The organism is Marivivens sp. ABH4_498 (assembly GCF_056160585.1).
The window spans coordinates 123431-138664 of the sequence record NZ_JBSWXL010000006.1; the positions used below are offsets into that span (position 1 = coordinate 123431).

The window sequence follows — 15234 nt, forward strand, 5'->3', positions numbered from 1 at the left end:
AAGAAATAGGGGTGATTACTTCACATGGGCCGACCGCGCGCACCACGGCACAAGCGACTGACGCAAAACCAGCGTTTTGCCATCGTGCGCAAGCGTGCCGAAGGGGTGCCGATCGAGGATCTGGCCCGCGAATTCGGCGTCACGACCCGCTGCATCTTCTACACGTTGAAGGCCGATCAAAGCCGCAAGTTGGATGCGCGTGTGCGTTCAGAATTGGTGAATGTCCGGCTCACGCCAAAGGAGCTTGCGGGCTTCGATGCGGTGCTGACGCGGCATGATATTACCAGCCGGGCCGAGGGGCTGCGGAGGTTGATCAATGCCTCAAACGATCTCTTTGTTCCCGACGATGAGCTGGCCAACCAGATGCAGGGGCTCTCTGCTTCGCTCAATCGCACCGGCAACAACATCAACCAGATCGCGCAGCGCCTGAACGAGGCAAAGCGCCAGGGTAAGACGCCGCCCTATGGCAATTCCGCCCATGCTCAGGTCCGCGCTTTGGCCGGACTGATCTTTGATATCGCGGACCAAGTTCAGGACATGGCGCAGCGTCGCCGGAGCGCATTGTCCGGTGAGGTTGCCCGCGTTCTGGGAGGCTTTGCCAATGGCCCGGAATAGCGCTGTTGCCGCCGCGCAGGAGGCCTTCTTTGATCGCGATTGGAGCCGCATTCGCGGCAGCGTTCCGCGCGCTCGGGCAAAGCAGATGGCGCGCGCCGCCATGGGGCATTCGCCCGCGATCTTCAAAGCCATTCGCGACGGCGGCACCCACAACAAAGCGCAGCTGCGCAATCAGCTGGAATACCTGACCACCAAGTCGAGCTTCATCATCGACAGCCGTGGCACCTATGACGGCCAAAGCGTTCTGTCAGCCAAAGAGATCGAACAAGTAACGCGCCGGTTTTCCGCGCAATGGAATGAGGGGTTTCATCCCAAGCTAGGACATACCTCACATCTCTTGATGGCCTTCCCGATTGGTACACGCGGAGAGGATGTTGCCGAGATCATGCGCGAGATTTGCGAGCGCTTCTTTCAGGGCGAAGGCAGCCACTTCGACTACATCGCGGCGGTGCACGAGGATCGGGACCATCCACACGCCCATATCGTCCTGAACCGGCGCAGCAAGGACGGTGAATTCTTTTTTCTGAAAGAAGGGCACCATTTCAACTACGACAGTTTTCGTGAGGCGATGGTCGAGGTGTCGGACCGCTATGGTCTGCGGCTTGAGGCGACACGAAAGCTCGAGCGCGGGATCACGACGAAGAGCCCCGGCGATGTGGAGCAGCGTCTAGCGGAAACCACCGGCCAGAAGCTGGCTCAGCGCGAGCGCGTGGGGCCCGAGCTGGACCGCGCCTTGGCGGACGTGGCGCAGAATGCGCGGCTCTATCGCGGTCTGGCGGCCGAAGCCTCGCGCGAGAACGAGCATGACATTGCAGCAGCCTTGGACAAGGCCGCGACGCTTTTGGCGCAGGGCAAACCGATTGAAGCAGATGGAAAGGTATATGGCATGGCCGAAGAACAGCATTCCTTTGATGAGGTCGTGGATGCCTTTCACGACAAGATCAACCAAGCCGAACGCATTGTTGCTGAGGCACCGGTCGATCGGCGCACGGCGCTCGAGCATGAGCTGAACGACATCTATCGTTCACTGTCACATCTCAGCCCAATGGGATTGCAGTCCCACACCTTGCTTGAGGATGCGTCCAAGAGTGGGATTTATTCTGCCGCGAATATAAGGGCCGAGGCCCAAGGCGCTTTGCAGGATCCAGCTCTTTCCGAACGTCTTCAGCAGGCTTTGAAAGGCACCGGAATTGACGCGCAAGAGGTGACGCGCCGCGTTGAAATCGGCGCGGGCAATGCCGCGCTGGAACGGCAATGGCTTGGGCAGGATTTGAAGGCAATTGCCGAGAAGGACGGCTTTGACCTGTCTCGCGCCGATGAGCTGGAGAAGGCGATCGACCGCCTCGACCAAGTGCACAGTGATTTGGGGCGCGTGTTGGCCGATGCTGAGGTTCTCAAAGACAGTGGGGCGGTAGAGGCCGACCGGCAGGAAGCCAAAGTAGACCGGTTGCCGCCGACCACAGCTGATATCCTGAGCCGTATGAGGGACGACCCAACCGCAGATCCATTCCGCAGCGATCAGGAACGCGAGACCTTGCGTGCCGAACTGGAGGATCTGGTCGGTGAAGAGCAGGTCGCCGACTTGGCGATTGGCGATGAGACCACACTGGAGGAGCATATCGAAGAACGTCTGGACCGTCTCTATGCGGCCAAGGCCTATCTGCAGAGCGATGCCGCTCTGGCGAACAGCGTGGCGATGGAGCATGTCCTCGACGAAATCGCCAATGAAGAAATTGATGTTCAACGCGAGCGTCACGTCGATGCCGATGGGGAAAAGGGCGTGACGCATGGGTAAGGCGCAGATTGCACTCGGCGTCATGAGCTTTGCTCTTCTCGGTGCGGTGCTGGGGTATGTTCTGGCGTCAGCTTTTTTGACGTTCCGCTGGTTCGGGGTTGGCGCGGACATCGATTTCTTGATGCTGGCACGCAGCTATGGGGGTCTTCGAACAACCCACCCCGACGATATGCAGATCGTTCACTTGACCGTCGGGATCAGCACCGGTGCTGGCGTTTTGCTCAGCGCTGTGTTGATGAACGACGCGCTGACCAAGTTTGGTGAAACTCACTGGCAGCACATGTCTGAGATGAAGCGCAACGGCTTCTTCGGCAAGCCTGGCCACGGCTTTGTGCTCGGAAAAATGGGCAAGCCCAAGAGCCGCAAACCCTTTGTCATGTCCAAGGTTTTTCCCCATGCTTTGATCGTGGCCCCGACCGGACGCGGGAAGACTACGGGTTTCGTCATTCCGAACCTTCTGACTTATCAGGGCAGTGCCGTCGTGCTCGACGTGAAGGGCGAAAACTTCGATGCGACGGCGCGCCACAGGGCCGCGCAGGGCGACAAGGTGTTCCGGTTCGCGCCAACAGATTGGAAGGATGGTCGCTCGCACCGCTATAATCCCTTGCTGCGAATATCGGCGCTGGAAAACGTCGACCGCCAGCAGATGGAGCTGCAGCTCCTGGCCTCCCTGTTTCTGCAAGCAGATAACGACCGCGTTCAAGGGCTTCTCGACGGCGGTATCGATCTATTCGTGGCGGCAGGGCTTTTAGCGTTCGAGCGCAAGCGACCGACCCTAGGCGAGATTTACCGCATCACCGCATCAGGCGGGGATAAGCAGAAGGAGTATCGCCGCCGCGCCGATGAAGTGGTCAATCCAGCCGCCAAGCTGATCTTCATGCGCATGGCCTCAACCAACAACGACACGCTGACATCCTACCTGTCGCTCTTGATGACATCTGGCCTCAAGCAGTGGTCAAACCCGGCCATCGACCGTGCGACCGCAACGTCGGACTTCGATTTTCGCGATATCCGAAAATCGCCGTTTTCGGTTTATCTCGTGGTCGAACCGCTGATGGTAAAACCGCTCGCGCCGCTGATCCGATTATTCTTCTCGGACTTGCTGGCATCGCTGCAGGATCATGAACCAGGCAAGGAGGAGCCTTGGCCTGTGATGATCATGCTCGATGAGTTCAACCGCCTGGGCAAAGTGCCTATCGTGCTCGACAGCATCGAAACCCTGCGATCTTACCGGGCGAACCTCGCGATCGTCACCCAGACCATCCCTGCGCTGGATGAAATCTACGGCGAAAATGCCCGCCGTGCCCTACAGGGCAACGCGGGCATCAAGCTCTATCTGACTCCCTCAGATGAGAAGACCATCGAAGAACTGAGCAAAGCGGTAGGGAAAACCACCAAGCGCGTTGTGACCCGCTCGCGCTCTGTCGGTCGCAACCCCTTCGCCGGTCGCAGTATGTCGGAACGGACCGAAGAGACCGCGCTGCTACCTGAGGATGAGGCGCGGCGCATGGATCTTGATGACATCGTTCTGGTGGTCGACGCGCAAATGCCCGTGCGAGCCAAGCGGATCAAATACTATGAGGATCGGTTCTTTAAGCAGATCTTCGACAAGCAGAGCGGCGATCTGCCGTATCCATCCGCCGGAGACCAAATGCGCGGGCTGCAAGGGCAGATCAAGGCGCTGGAGGCTAAGACTGGCGCGCTTGAGATGCCGAAAGCGGTTTCAGGTGACGGCTCTGAAGGTGGTGGGAAACGTCGCGATGAGATTCGGGATTTGGCGGCCGGCAGTCAAATTGCACAGTCAGGTGATCAGGCCAGTATTGGTGATTATAAGGCCGGATCTGAAAGGGTGGAAAGGTTTATGGAAGAGGCTGCTCGGGGATAACGGGCGCAAGACAGGCTTTTGCTGCTGACGCAATAGGATATTTGGGTGTTTGTTGGAGGGGACATCTACCAGATTGCTCCACTTGAACCCTTGCCAACAGGCAAACGCGCGATCAAAAAGGTAAGTTTGGAAGCGCCGGTGACCTTTCCGAGAAATCGGACTTTCGTTACCGGCTCCCCTGGGCAACCCTACACGAGCCGGATGCCGCCAGCTCGTCAGGTTTTTTCACAGGATCAAACGTCTCAACTAGAAAGGGAACTTGAATCTACGCTCATGTCGTGCGTCCATGCCAGTTGAACCTAATTACCACTAGGCAGCAGACTATGAGAATTTCAAGAATTGTTGTTCAAAACTACCGAGGATTGAAGAGCGTCGACGTAAGCGTGGGCAATGATCTGGCTTGCGTTATTGGCGAAAACAATACAGGGAAGACTGCATTACTTCGCGCCGTACAGATTTGCTTGGATGTTTCATTTCCTTCGATGTACCGATCTCTCGTTCGCGAAGACATTCATGCCAGCATCGACATCTCCCACCCCAACCAAGTTCTTATTGGCGTTGAGCTCACGGGGTTCGAAGGAGTTGTGAACCAAGAGGCGTTAGTTGCAACTTGGAAAACAGCAGCCGACACCGCCAGAATTTTCTATAGGTTTCGCCCGCGGTTAAGCGTTCGCGAAGGTCTCCTTAATGAGGAAATTCAACCAGGCGAGCTCACTTTGGAAGATTACCAGTGGGAGCTAAAAGGCGGCGGAAATCCCGAAACTGACCTGACCGACATCAATTGGGACGACGATGATATAGGCGAGTCAGTTCGATTTTCCGACCTTCAATCATTTCTCGTTGTGAATCTTCCCGCACTTCGCGACGTAGAAAGTGAGTTGCGGAACTATAGAACCTCACCTCTTGCACGATTGATCGAGGCGTGTGACATTGATCAGGCCGAGCAGGATGCCCTTATCGCAATCCTAGACAATGCCAATCAACAGATCGAATCTTCGGCGACTATCGCCGACATCGCGACTTCGATTGATGCGTCATTCAAAGACGTCTCTGGGCCTGCTTTTGAGATGGATGCTACTCTTGGGCTTTCCGCTGCGACATTTCAGGCCATCATTCGAAATCTCAAGATACTTCTTTCCGATCTGGCACTAGAGTCATTTGAGCCTAGCAGGAACGGATTGGGGATGAACAACATCCTCTATATTGCAATCCTAATGGAGTATCTTGAACGGCGTAGAGCGCGGGGCAACTCGGCAGGTCAGCTTGTTCTGGTGGAAGAGCCCGAGGCTCATCTGCATCCACAGCTTCAAGCATCTCTACTGATCGCTTTGCGCTCAAAAGGCGTGCAAATCCTGCTTAGCAGCCACAGCACGCAGATCACCTCTCTGGCGCCGTTCAGTACGCTCATATCTCTGACAAAGCGAGCCGATGCTACTATCGCATCAAGCAACCTTGCCGCCAATGACCAACTGAGCGAAGACGATATAGCGGACTTGGAAAGATACCTGGATTCAACAAAGAGTAATCTTCTTTTCGCTCGGAAGGTTATGCTTGTTGAGGGAGCCGCCGAGCTTTTCCTGATCCCCGCTTTGTATGAGGCAGTACACGGAATTAATCTCGAACGGGAAGGTGTCTCCGTGGTCGCCATTCATGGAGTGCACTTCAACGTCTTTGCTGCCCTCTTTCGACAAGGCAACCTCGAAAAGAAGTGCGCGATTGTCGCCGATGCTGATCTCAAGCCTTCTGACGCCGGGGAGGATTTTGACGTTGACGTGGATGCCCCTGATCTAGCCGCGCTTCGCGGAGATTTCGTTGAGGTGTTTGCTGGCGCTACGACCTTAGAACGTGAGCTTGTGATGCAGGAGACTTTGCCCATGCTGATCGCCGCAACCCGGCAATTGGGTGCGCCAAGGATCACGGCACAACTTGAAGCTGGATTAGCATCTTTGGAAGACGGCGAGCTGGACATTGATGAGGAGAATGCACTTCTGGAGCAACTTGGCACCGCCGTGCTAAATACAGCGAAACGGTTCGGGAAAGGGCGTTTTGCCCAAGTTGCGGCGAGGTACGCATCCCTCAGCACAGCGATGCCACAATATATCGAAGACGCCGTCGATTGGCTAAACGAATGATTTCACTAACACCCGAACAAAGACAAGCTGTTGAGCATGATGGCAACGTGATGCTGTCCGCATGCCCTGGCAGTGGGAAAACACGGGTAATTATCGCCAAATTGCTCCAGTTGGCGGAAAGAGTGGAAGAAACCCCACGCTCTATCGGTTGCATAACCTACACAAATGCGGCGGTCGAAGAGATTGAGATGCGGGTCAAGCAAGTTGGCTCAAACTCGCTGTTTGACCGATGCGAGATCGCTACTATTCATGCATTTTGCTTGCAGTTCATTCTTAGGCCGTTTCGGTGGGCGATCCCAGACCTCCCTCAAGATTTTAAGATTCTAACCCGCGAGATGAGCCTCTTTGACCGTTTGGTTCGCACGGTGGAGGAAGAGAACGGTCGCGCCGTACAATTTCGAACCTTTGAGGACTATGCTTCTGTACGGGTAGGAATAGACGGACTACCCACTGGAGCAGGTATCGAACGGGGGATCGTAACCGCTGGCAATGCTGAACGATATTGGCAGCTCATGAGACACCACGGATATATCGATTTTTCGATGATCCTTTATTATTCCCTGCAAATTCTGCGTGAACATCCTTTCGTTGGCCGCGGCCTTGCATGCAAGTTTGCATGGCTTCTGGTGGATGAATTCCAGGACACGACCGATATCCAAGTCGAAATACTGAACGAGTTCAACCGACACCTACAGAGTGGGTTTTTCCTTGTCGGAGATGAAAACCAATCCATCAATGGCTTTGCAGGTGCTCGGCCAGACTTGGCGCGCGCCTTCGCTGGCAATGCGAACGCTGAACAAAATTTGGCTCTCAGCGGCAATTTTCGGTGTGCACCGCAGGTCGTTCTTCCGGCTGAGACGCTTATTCCGAGAGCACCTGCGATGCACTCAGCTGGTGCGGCTCAGAATTACGCGGGTTCGGTGAACTATCATCATGTCGCTTCGCCTGTACAAGGGATCACGGACATATTCCTGCCCTTGCTACAGCATCACCAGATAGCGTTTGGTAATGCCGCTATCGTTGCCCCTTGGTGGCAACACTTGGTGCCAGTCGCGCAGCGGCTCCGCGAATTCGACGTTCCGGTTTTCGGGCCTGGAGCCAGGCCGTATCAGCGCCGACGTCTTTTCGCGGTTCTTGCTGAGCAGCTTGGAGCGAGCGTTGAAGCTCAGAACTTGTTGCAACTTCCTGGTGTTGAGAAAGCAATTTTCAGGCTCGTCAACGAAACTATGGGGCAGAGCCGCTTCGACGTCTTTTCCTACGCCGGCCGATGCACTGCTCTAGAACTGATCTACGCTGCTCAGCAGGCCGCTGTTGTTCATCCAGGTGGCATGGCGTGGCTAGAGGCCACTGCTCAGAACATTGCAGACATTTTAGTCAGGGACGAGTGGATTGATCTGGAAACCGCACGGGCCATTATCTTCTCCGTTCAAGAAATGCGCGGCGACATGGAGCGGCGAGGCGTTGACGTTGCCAATCTCCAGATTGCCGATCTTGGCCTTTTCGCCAATCCAGAGAACGCTATCAAGCTGATTACAATGCACAATTCGAAGGGTCGCGAATTTGACGTTGTCGCGATTGTTCATGCGAACCACGGCCACATTCCTCATTTCACTGCACGAACACAGGCAGAGTTCGACGAGGCACGGCGCTTATTCTACGTTGGCATCACCCGCGCAAAGAAGCACCTGATCGTGCTTTCTGACCAGACAGACCACAGGAACAGGCCCACACGCTACATAGCCGAGGCTGGCCTCGTTCAAGCTTGACTAGTTGTTCATATCCAAATGAGCACATTGATGTGGATATCCACATCTGGTCTCTTTCGCCGCCATACAAGCCTGCGATGAGCGTCCTTCCGGACGCCATGAAAGTCTGGTTTTGGGGATACGCACCGCAGTGAGGCGCAAGGCGACAAATGACGGCGACGTGTCGAGAACCCCTATTCCAACCGCTTCGCCCGTTCAGCAACCCTCTGAACCATTGAAACAGTAGCTCCACTCGCCTGGCGTATCCCAGCCCCGGCGATTTCCGCATTTGACCTTGTTCCAAACCGTGCTCGCGCCCGTGACCCCTTGGTGCCGATCAAGCCTTTGGCGAAGCCGTCCGGTCCCGGAATGCTCGGCGGTCCTGCCATCATGAAGTTACCTGAGATTGAGCGGACGATCAGCGGGGTGGCGATGATCATGCCGCCTGCGAGGAACATCATCATGAAGAAGGGCACCAGCGCGCCGATATTGCTGGCTCCGGAGGGATCTCCGAGCTCGGTCATGAGTGAGCGCGACATGCCGACAACGGTGGAAAACACGCCCGCGATCACGAGGGGGTAGAGCGCGTAGGATACTGTGCTCGACAGCCAGCGGTGGAAATAGTCCTTGCTGACATCAAAAAGGGAAAGCGCGATCATGATGGGGGCGATGCCGATCATGAATGCCAGCATGATCTTCGCAAAAATCAGGACCAGGCCGCAAAGCGCGCCTATGACGCCTAAAAGGAACGCACCAATCGCGCCGATCAGGGCTCCGGCCATCCAATGCATGTTGTCACCAGCCGCGTTCAGGTAGTCGCCGAACTCTTCGATGAGGTCGTCAAAGGCTCCGGCAAAGTAGGATGCACTTGCACCGCCCCCGCCAAGTCCTGCCACCATGCCGCCCGCGAGCTGGTCGAGCCCGTTGATGAGGGCGCTGGCTACTGCGTTGAATTGGACCCAGTTCATCGCAAACAGAGAGATGAGCATGAGCTTGAGGGCGAACCAGAAGGCAGTCCGCCCATCCATGGACTTGTATCGAAACACCATGTTGAGGAAGACGCCGATCACCGCGAGCGTCGATGCCACGGCAATGACGCCGCCAAGCTGACCGGCGACGTTGCCAAAAGTGGTTTGGGCTGCGTCATCCAGAAAGTTGTCGGTTGTCTCTACCATCCAGGTGACGACTCCCATCGGATCCTCCTCGGTCGGGCTTAGGCGCTGTCACCAATGCGACGTTTCAGGAAGGCCTTCAGGATATGCTCACCGTCGAAATCCGGCACCACTGAGACCAGCTCCCAGCCATCTTGGCCAAGGGCGGTCAGCTGCGCCTCGATCTTCGGTGGCTTTGTCTTGGCGGTGTTGATCTGTTCAATCTTGTATTCAAACATGGGCTGTTTCCTTTGAATGGGCCGGATCAACCGGCAGGTAGAATTCGGTGATTCCGCGTGCGCCTTCATGGCGACCGGCTTGGATGATCACATCGATCGAGCGCGTGATGTAGTCGTTCATGTCCTGGTAGGTCATGGGCACGTCGGTTTTCAGGGCGGCGATGGCGAGACGCTGAACCGCCAGCTGAGGGGTTTCAGCATGGAGCGTGGTGAGTGAGCCACCATGGCCGGTGTTGATCGCCTCAAGGAAGGTCATGGCCTCTTTGCCGCGTACTTCGCCCAGGACGATACGGTCTGGCCGCATGCGCAGGGTGGAGGTCAGCAGGACATCAGCGCTGCGTGTGGCTTCGTCGCGATCAGACATCAGGGTGACGACATTGGGCTGTGTTGGCCGCAGCTCGGCGGCCTCTTCGATCGTGATAATACGCTCGTCGGCGGGCACAAATGATAGGATTTTGCGTGCTGTGACGGTCTTGCCGGTCGAGGTTCCGCCGGACACGATCATGTTGAGCTTGTGGGTGACGCAGAACTTGATCGCGGCGTCGATGTCGCCGGTGGCCACGACATCCCGTAGCTCGGCATTGCGTTTGCGCCTTGCACCTTCATTGCTGCGCTCTTTTCCGAACAGGTAAGACAGCTTGATCTGCTCCAACGGCAAATCCGCGAAGAACCTCAAGGAAATCGCGTAACCGCCATCGACAGCGGGGGGCTGGATGACTTGCGCGCGGATCGGGCGATCGCGATAGGTGATGCTGACCGATACGATAGGCTTCGTTCGGCTGAGCGTGGTGTTCGCGGCGGACGCAACCTGATTGCCAAGATCCTTGATCTCGTTCTGCGTGAGTCGCCGATTGACAGGCCGCATGAAGTGATCCCCCTGAAACTCCGCCCACAGCGTGCCATCAGGATTGATGCAAAGCTCGATCAGCCTTGGGTCACGTGCCTCGGGGATTTTGTCCATCGAGCTTTGCAGATAGCTGGCCGCCATGATCAGAAAATCTCCAAATCACGGTCGACCATCACGGTGACGCGGGCACCTTGATCGACATAGATCACCGGCGAGACGGAGAGATACTCGCCAATCACGCTTTGCGCGCTGTCTTGCAGATCTTCGCCGATGCCCTCAAGGACATCCGAGGTGATTTCGTCGTCGGTGTTTTGGGCTGCCACAGCAGGCAAGGCTCCGATCAACGATATCAGGGCGGCTGACCCGAACCGTGTGCCGAAACGGCTGTCGACAAAGCCGGTCGTGCCGGAGCGGCCCAGTTCGTCGCCACCAAAAGCACTGATTTCAACGGTTTGGTTGCTGGGTAAGATGATCCGATCCCAGGCGATGGTCACGCGCTGTTGCGCAACGTCGAGACCGGATTGATACCGCCCGATCAGCCGCGCGCCGCGCGGGATCAGGATCCGCGAGCCGTCATAGGCATGGACATCTTCCGATACCATCGCGCGGACCTGACCGGCGAGCGAGCTGTCGATCGCTGTCTCGAGCACGGCCTGGATCATCGTGCCTTGAACGACGGTGTTTGACGGGTTCACAATCAACTGGGCTTGCGTCACCTCGGCGGGTTCAGCGCCATTGCGGACAAAGTCTGTGTCACCATCAAGCCGCCGCTGCTCGGCGGCGGTATCATTGTTGCCGCTTCCAGTGCCGCCAAAGGCGATAATTGGGCTGGCAATACGCGCTTGCAGTTCCTCAAGCTCGGCTTGCCGCCGCCGCTCGAGCTCTTGCAGGCGCAACTCCTCGGCCGTGGGGCCGGTTGGTGCGGGCGTGCGCGGGGTTTCCAGGCGCGCAAGCTCCAGATCGTTCTGCAGTCGCTGTATCTGACGCGCGCGTTCTTCCAACTCTTCGCGCAAGGCGGCTTGCGTAGCAGCGGCCTCACTGCGCAGGGCATCGATCTCTGCACCCAAGGTCTCCAATGCTTCAGTGTTGACGGCTGGGACTTCAGGTGCGGGTGCTTTGCGCAGTGCTTCGAGCTCGGTGCGCATGGCGTCCATTTGCGCGCGCAGCTCTTCTGTGTCGCTGGCCGGTTCCGGCTCCGGCGGCGGGGCTGTGTCAATCGGTGCGGGCGTGGGCTCGAGCGCACCAAAGCCCGGTCCTTCCGCTTGGAACTCATCTGGGGAGGCGGTTTCCAAGCTGTCGGGTTCATAGCCGCCAGAGAACAACAGCAATAGGCCGCCAAGAGCCGCGATTACCCCAATGCCTAGGGCGACGGCGAAAAAAGATGGTCGCGCTTTTAGGTTTTGTGGTTTTCCTTCAAGCGCTTCGAGGCGCTTCTTAAGCTCAGCTGTTTCACTCATCGTGGTTTGCCTCGCTCATCTCTTGGACGCAGATCTCGTCCTCCCCAAGCCTGAGAACCCATCGATCGCTGACACCCGATACGCGGATCACGCTGTCTGGCCGGGCTAGAGCATTGACACTGCGCTCATTGCCAGCAGACCAGCGAAAAATCGCAGGCAGCGGCGCGTTTGCGGCAAAGCGGAAATAGGTGAAGGTGCCGTCGTCCCAAATCTCGCGCGGGGTGATCTCTGATCGTGCGCTGACGCCATAGGCGTGGTTTGCTGGTTGGCTTGCGGCCACACGCGATTGCCGTGGTGTCGCTTCGGGATAGGTGAAGCGGATGACATAGAAGGTCGGTGAACTCGCCTCGGTCACATTGAAATAATAGCTGCGACGGTTGGTGTAGACGGTGATGTTGGTATGTGCGCCGCGCGTGACGGGCTTGATCGCAAAAGCCTGACCGCCTGGCACGCCGTCCAAAAGGAAGCCTTCAGTGTCGCCCGCAATGATCGAGCGGATGGTCTCGCCTTGGCCAAATTCAATGCTGGTCACATGGGTTAGGCTGGTGCGGATCCGGTAGACCTGCCCATCCTGATAGGTGGCCAGCCGGACACGGGCATCATAGGGGCCTTGGCGCGGCTGCGTTTCTGCATAGGCGGTGCCAGCAAGCGGAACAAAGAGGGCGAGGATCAGGAACAGGCGGCGCATTGGTTACTCCAAACGATCCGAACGGATCGCGTATTCGGTGACAGTGAAGCCAAAGGGGTTCTGCCAGACATCGTCGATCGACCGGCTATTCTCGGGCCGAAACTCAAACATCAGCGTAGCGGTGAAGAGCCCGTTCTGAGAGCCGCGCGGGGAATTTAGCCGCTTGCGCAGGCGTACCTGGGCACGGTTGGCGCTGATGTGCGTGATCGACAAAATCTCGACATCCAGACGTGCATCTGTGCCGTAGCTGTCCGGCGGATAGGCCTCATGGCCGCTGGTCCAAATAGCACGCAGTCCTGCAGCGGCCGCTCCGTCCGACTGGTCCAGGACCCGCCGCACCCGCACATCATTGTCGAGCTGATTGTATGTCTCTCGATCAATGACATAGCGGTAGACCTGTGCCTCAATGATAGCGGGGCGTTCCGTGAGTGAGACCGCTTCAACCACGGCATTGGGGAGGGCCATGCCGGTTTCGCTATCAAAGGGCACAATCATGGGCGGCGGGTCCACGTCGAACAGGGCCACAAGGGCGGCGGAGAGGCAACCTGCCATGCCAAACGCCATGCCCGTCAGCCCCAATTTCTGCCACATGAGCTCGCGTCTTCGTGCGCCGTAGACGAGCTCCTCTTCGATGATTTCGGCCTCGCTGTTCATGGGATCAGTCCGCGCGTAGGTCTGGCAGGGTGAAGTCCATGTAGCGGCGCTCTTCGGCCAGCGTGGCGGCATCGACCACGCCGGATTGACCCGCGCCGACGGTTTGAATGGCTTCAAGCTCCCACATGCGCGTCATGGCAATGGCCAACTCGGCCGTGACGCGGGTGTTGTGATCGACGGCTTCCTTAAGCGTTTCCATGTCGGGGATCAGCGAGACCAGCTGTTCGACCCGTTCGAGGGACTGTGCAGCCTCTTCGTAGCTGTTCTCAGCCGCCGCTGACATGACCGCGCCAGTGCTCGCCTGGCTGGCAATGCGCTCCGCGCCAGGATTGCCGCTGCTGGCCATGTCGGACAGGCTGTCTTGGTCGAACCCCGCATCTTCTAGGGCTTGCGTCATGCGGCCTTGCATCTGAGGGGCGGCGTTGCCGATCAGACCGCTGAAATCTCCGCTCTGGATTTGACGGATGGTCCCGAGGAGATCGCCGAATTCTTGGTCTAGCAGGCCGTCTAGATCGCCACCCATGGCCATTTCAATTATGTCCGTCGTGCCGGTCAGCGCGGCGTAAGTCTCATTGAGCGTGTCGAGTTGCTGCTGCACCAGGTCGAGTTGTTCGAGAAGCGTGTCGAGCTGGTCGGTCTGGATCCCGAAATCCTCCAGCATCTGCTGCAGTTGTCGAATTTCCTGCGCGATATTGCGCGTGTCGACTGTCGGCACGCCTTGGGCCGACAGGGGTGAGGCAGTCATCAGTGCGCAAGTGGTAACGGCAGAAAGAAAGCGGATCATCGGAGTACCTCCAGATCGAATTGGATGAAGTCTTGCTCGCGGGCCTGCACGGCTGCCATGGCCAGTTCTGCCGCACTAAGAGGGCGGGTATGGGCAGCCTTGAGGCGCGTGCGGATCGCTATCAGGCGAGCGAGTTCGGCTCGCGCGTAGGTGTTGAGTGACATGGCCGCGTGAATGTCATCTGTCTCACCAATGCGGGTGATGATGTCCTGCACGCGCAGTGCGGCCGCTTGCACCGACACCAAGGAGTAATCGCCGTAGACCCCTGCGCCGAAAGAGGTCAGGCTCATCGTGGAGTTGGCGAGCAGAACCGGATCAATCGTGCCGAGCGCATCAACACCGCCGACGCGTGCAAGGTAGAGATTGTAGCGTTCGGGGATGACCTGAACGTAATGCTGGGTCTCAGCAAAGGGAGGCACACCGCCGTAGCGCTGCACATTGCCAGGACCGGCATTGTAGGCGGCCAGCCCGTGAATGATGTTGCCATCAAACATGGCGAGCATTTGCGCCAGATAGCGCGCGCCGCCGGTGACCTGGATGTAGGGGTTTTCATAGTAGGCCGGATAAATCCCGAGATCCTGCGCCGTTCCGGGCATAATCTGGGTCAGGCCGAACGCGCCGACGGGGGAGCGCGCGCCGATGGTGAAACGGCTTTCTTGCCAGATCAGCGCCTGCAAAAGACAGCGCCACTGTTTGGGCGATAGACCCGCTGCGCGCACGCCGGACATATGGTGCGTTTCTTGAGCTGCGCGAATGATCAGCTTTTCAATCGAGCCTGAGGCATCGCCGAACATCTGGGCTGCTCCGGGGTTCGGGTCCACCGGGCCATAAAGCGTTTCTGCGGCGCTTTCAGGTGATGAACCAGCTTCCAAACTCGCGACCAATGCGCCGGAATTCCCGCTGGCCAACGTCGCGGCTTCAAGGATGTCTTCCAGCGCCTGGAGTTGTTCTTGCTCGAGCGCTTCAAGCTCTTCTTCTTTGGTCAACCGATCCCGCTGCAGAGCCAGATCTTGATCGCCCTGCTGCAACACGCGTTCGCGCTGAAAGAACATACCTGCATCAAAGGTGGGCACACCTTGGGCAAAGGCCATTGGCGCGTTGAGCCACACCAAACCCGCAAGGATATGCGGGCGGAGGCTATTCATGCAGCGAACCAATCGGCCCGAGCAACTCGAAATTGCAGTTGCTGCGGCTGACCTCGGCAAAGGAGTTGAAGCATTCAGCTTCTGACGGCCGGTATTC

Annotated in this window: 13 protein-coding genes; 5 read left to right on the forward strand and 8 right to left on the reverse strand. The window is 57.5% G+C overall.

Annotated elements, in window-relative coordinates:
• Positions 1–24: 24 nt before the first annotated feature.
• The 5 genes from ACXAGA_RS13165 to ACXAGA_RS13185 all read left to right on the forward strand — a co-directional run bounded on the left by ACXAGA_RS13165 (position 25) and on the right by ACXAGA_RS13185 (position 8193).
• On the forward strand, positions 25–615 hold the full coding sequence (locus ACXAGA_RS13165; RefSeq protein WP_475117940.1) for a hypothetical protein: 591 nt from the start codon (positions 25–27) through the stop codon (positions 613–615).
• Positions 602–2410, forward strand: a complete 1809-nt coding sequence (locus tag ACXAGA_RS13170) for a relaxase/mobilization nuclease domain-containing protein (RefSeq protein WP_475117941.1) — start codon at positions 602–604, stop codon at positions 2408–2410. Before ACXAGA_RS13165 ends, ACXAGA_RS13170 begins: the two co-directional genes overlap by 14 nt.
• A complete protein-coding gene (locus tag ACXAGA_RS13175) occupies positions 2403–4295 on the forward strand; it encodes a type IV secretory system conjugative DNA transfer family protein (RefSeq protein WP_475117942.1) in 1893 nt (630 codons plus the stop codon). Before ACXAGA_RS13170 ends, ACXAGA_RS13175 begins: the two co-directional genes overlap by 8 nt.
• Before the next feature lie 323 nt (positions 4296–4618).
• Positions 4619–6427 (forward strand): ATP-dependent nuclease, encoded by a 1809-nt coding sequence (locus tag ACXAGA_RS13180; protein ID WP_475117943.1) that lies wholly within the window; start codon positions 4619–4621, stop codon positions 6425–6427.
• Positions 6424–8193 (forward strand): UvrD-helicase domain-containing protein, encoded by a 1770-nt coding sequence (locus ACXAGA_RS13185; protein WP_475117944.1) that lies wholly within the window; start codon positions 6424–6426, stop codon positions 8191–8193. The genes ACXAGA_RS13180 and ACXAGA_RS13185 overlap by 4 nt, the downstream gene beginning before the upstream one ends.
• Before the next feature lie 173 nt (positions 8194–8366).
• Here ACXAGA_RS13185 and ACXAGA_RS13190 read toward each other — a convergent pair whose 3' ends face one another.
• The 8 genes from ACXAGA_RS13190 to ACXAGA_RS13225 are packed head-to-tail and all read right to left on the reverse strand — an operon-like array spanning position 8367 to position 15137.
• The gene (locus tag ACXAGA_RS13190; RefSeq protein WP_475117945.1) at positions 8367–9365 is read right to left on the reverse strand and encodes a TrbL/VirB6 family protein; all 999 of its coding nucleotides are present in this window, start codon (positions 9363–9365) and stop codon (positions 8367–8369) included.
• Positions 9366–9385: 20 nt separating this feature from the next.
• Positions 9386–9562 carry a DUF4177 domain-containing protein gene (locus ACXAGA_RS13195; RefSeq protein ID WP_175500715.1) on the reverse strand — a complete coding sequence of 59 codons (177 nt, stop codon included), beginning with the start codon at positions 9560–9562 and terminating at the stop codon, positions 9386–9388.
• Entirely contained in the window at positions 9555–10550 is a 996-nt protein-coding gene (locus tag ACXAGA_RS13200) for an ATPase, T2SS/T4P/T4SS family (RefSeq protein WP_475117946.1), read from the reverse strand. Before ACXAGA_RS13200 ends, ACXAGA_RS13195 begins: the two co-directional genes overlap by 8 nt.
• Before the next feature lie 2 nt (positions 10551–10552).
• Positions 10553–11866 carry a TraB/TrbI/VirB10 family type IV secretion system protein gene (locus tag ACXAGA_RS13205; protein WP_475117947.1) on the reverse strand — a complete coding sequence of 438 codons (1314 nt, stop codon included), beginning with the start codon at positions 11864–11866 and terminating at the stop codon, positions 10553–10555.
• Positions 11859–12554: a TrbG/VirB9 family P-type conjugative transfer protein gene (locus tag ACXAGA_RS13210; RefSeq protein ID WP_475117948.1), complete on the reverse strand. Its 696-nt coding sequence runs from the start codon at positions 12552–12554 to the stop codon at positions 11859–11861. The genes ACXAGA_RS13205 and ACXAGA_RS13210 overlap by 8 nt, the downstream gene beginning before the upstream one ends.
• Positions 12555–12557: 3 nt before the next feature.
• Entirely contained in the window at positions 12558–13208 is a 651-nt protein-coding gene (locus ACXAGA_RS13215; protein ID WP_475117949.1) for a VirB8 family type IV secretion system protein, read from the reverse strand.
• A gap of 4 nt (positions 13209–13212) precedes the next feature.
• Complete coding sequence (locus ACXAGA_RS13220) at positions 13213–13992, reverse strand: type IV secretion system protein (RefSeq protein ID WP_475117950.1); 780 nt, start codon at positions 13990–13992, stop codon at positions 13213–13215.
• Positions 13989–15137 (reverse strand): lytic transglycosylase domain-containing protein, encoded by a 1149-nt coding sequence (locus ACXAGA_RS13225; protein ID WP_475117951.1) that lies wholly within the window; start codon positions 15135–15137, stop codon positions 13989–13991. The genes ACXAGA_RS13220 and ACXAGA_RS13225 overlap by 4 nt, the downstream gene beginning before the upstream one ends.
• Positions 15138–15234: the final 97 nt, after the last annotated feature.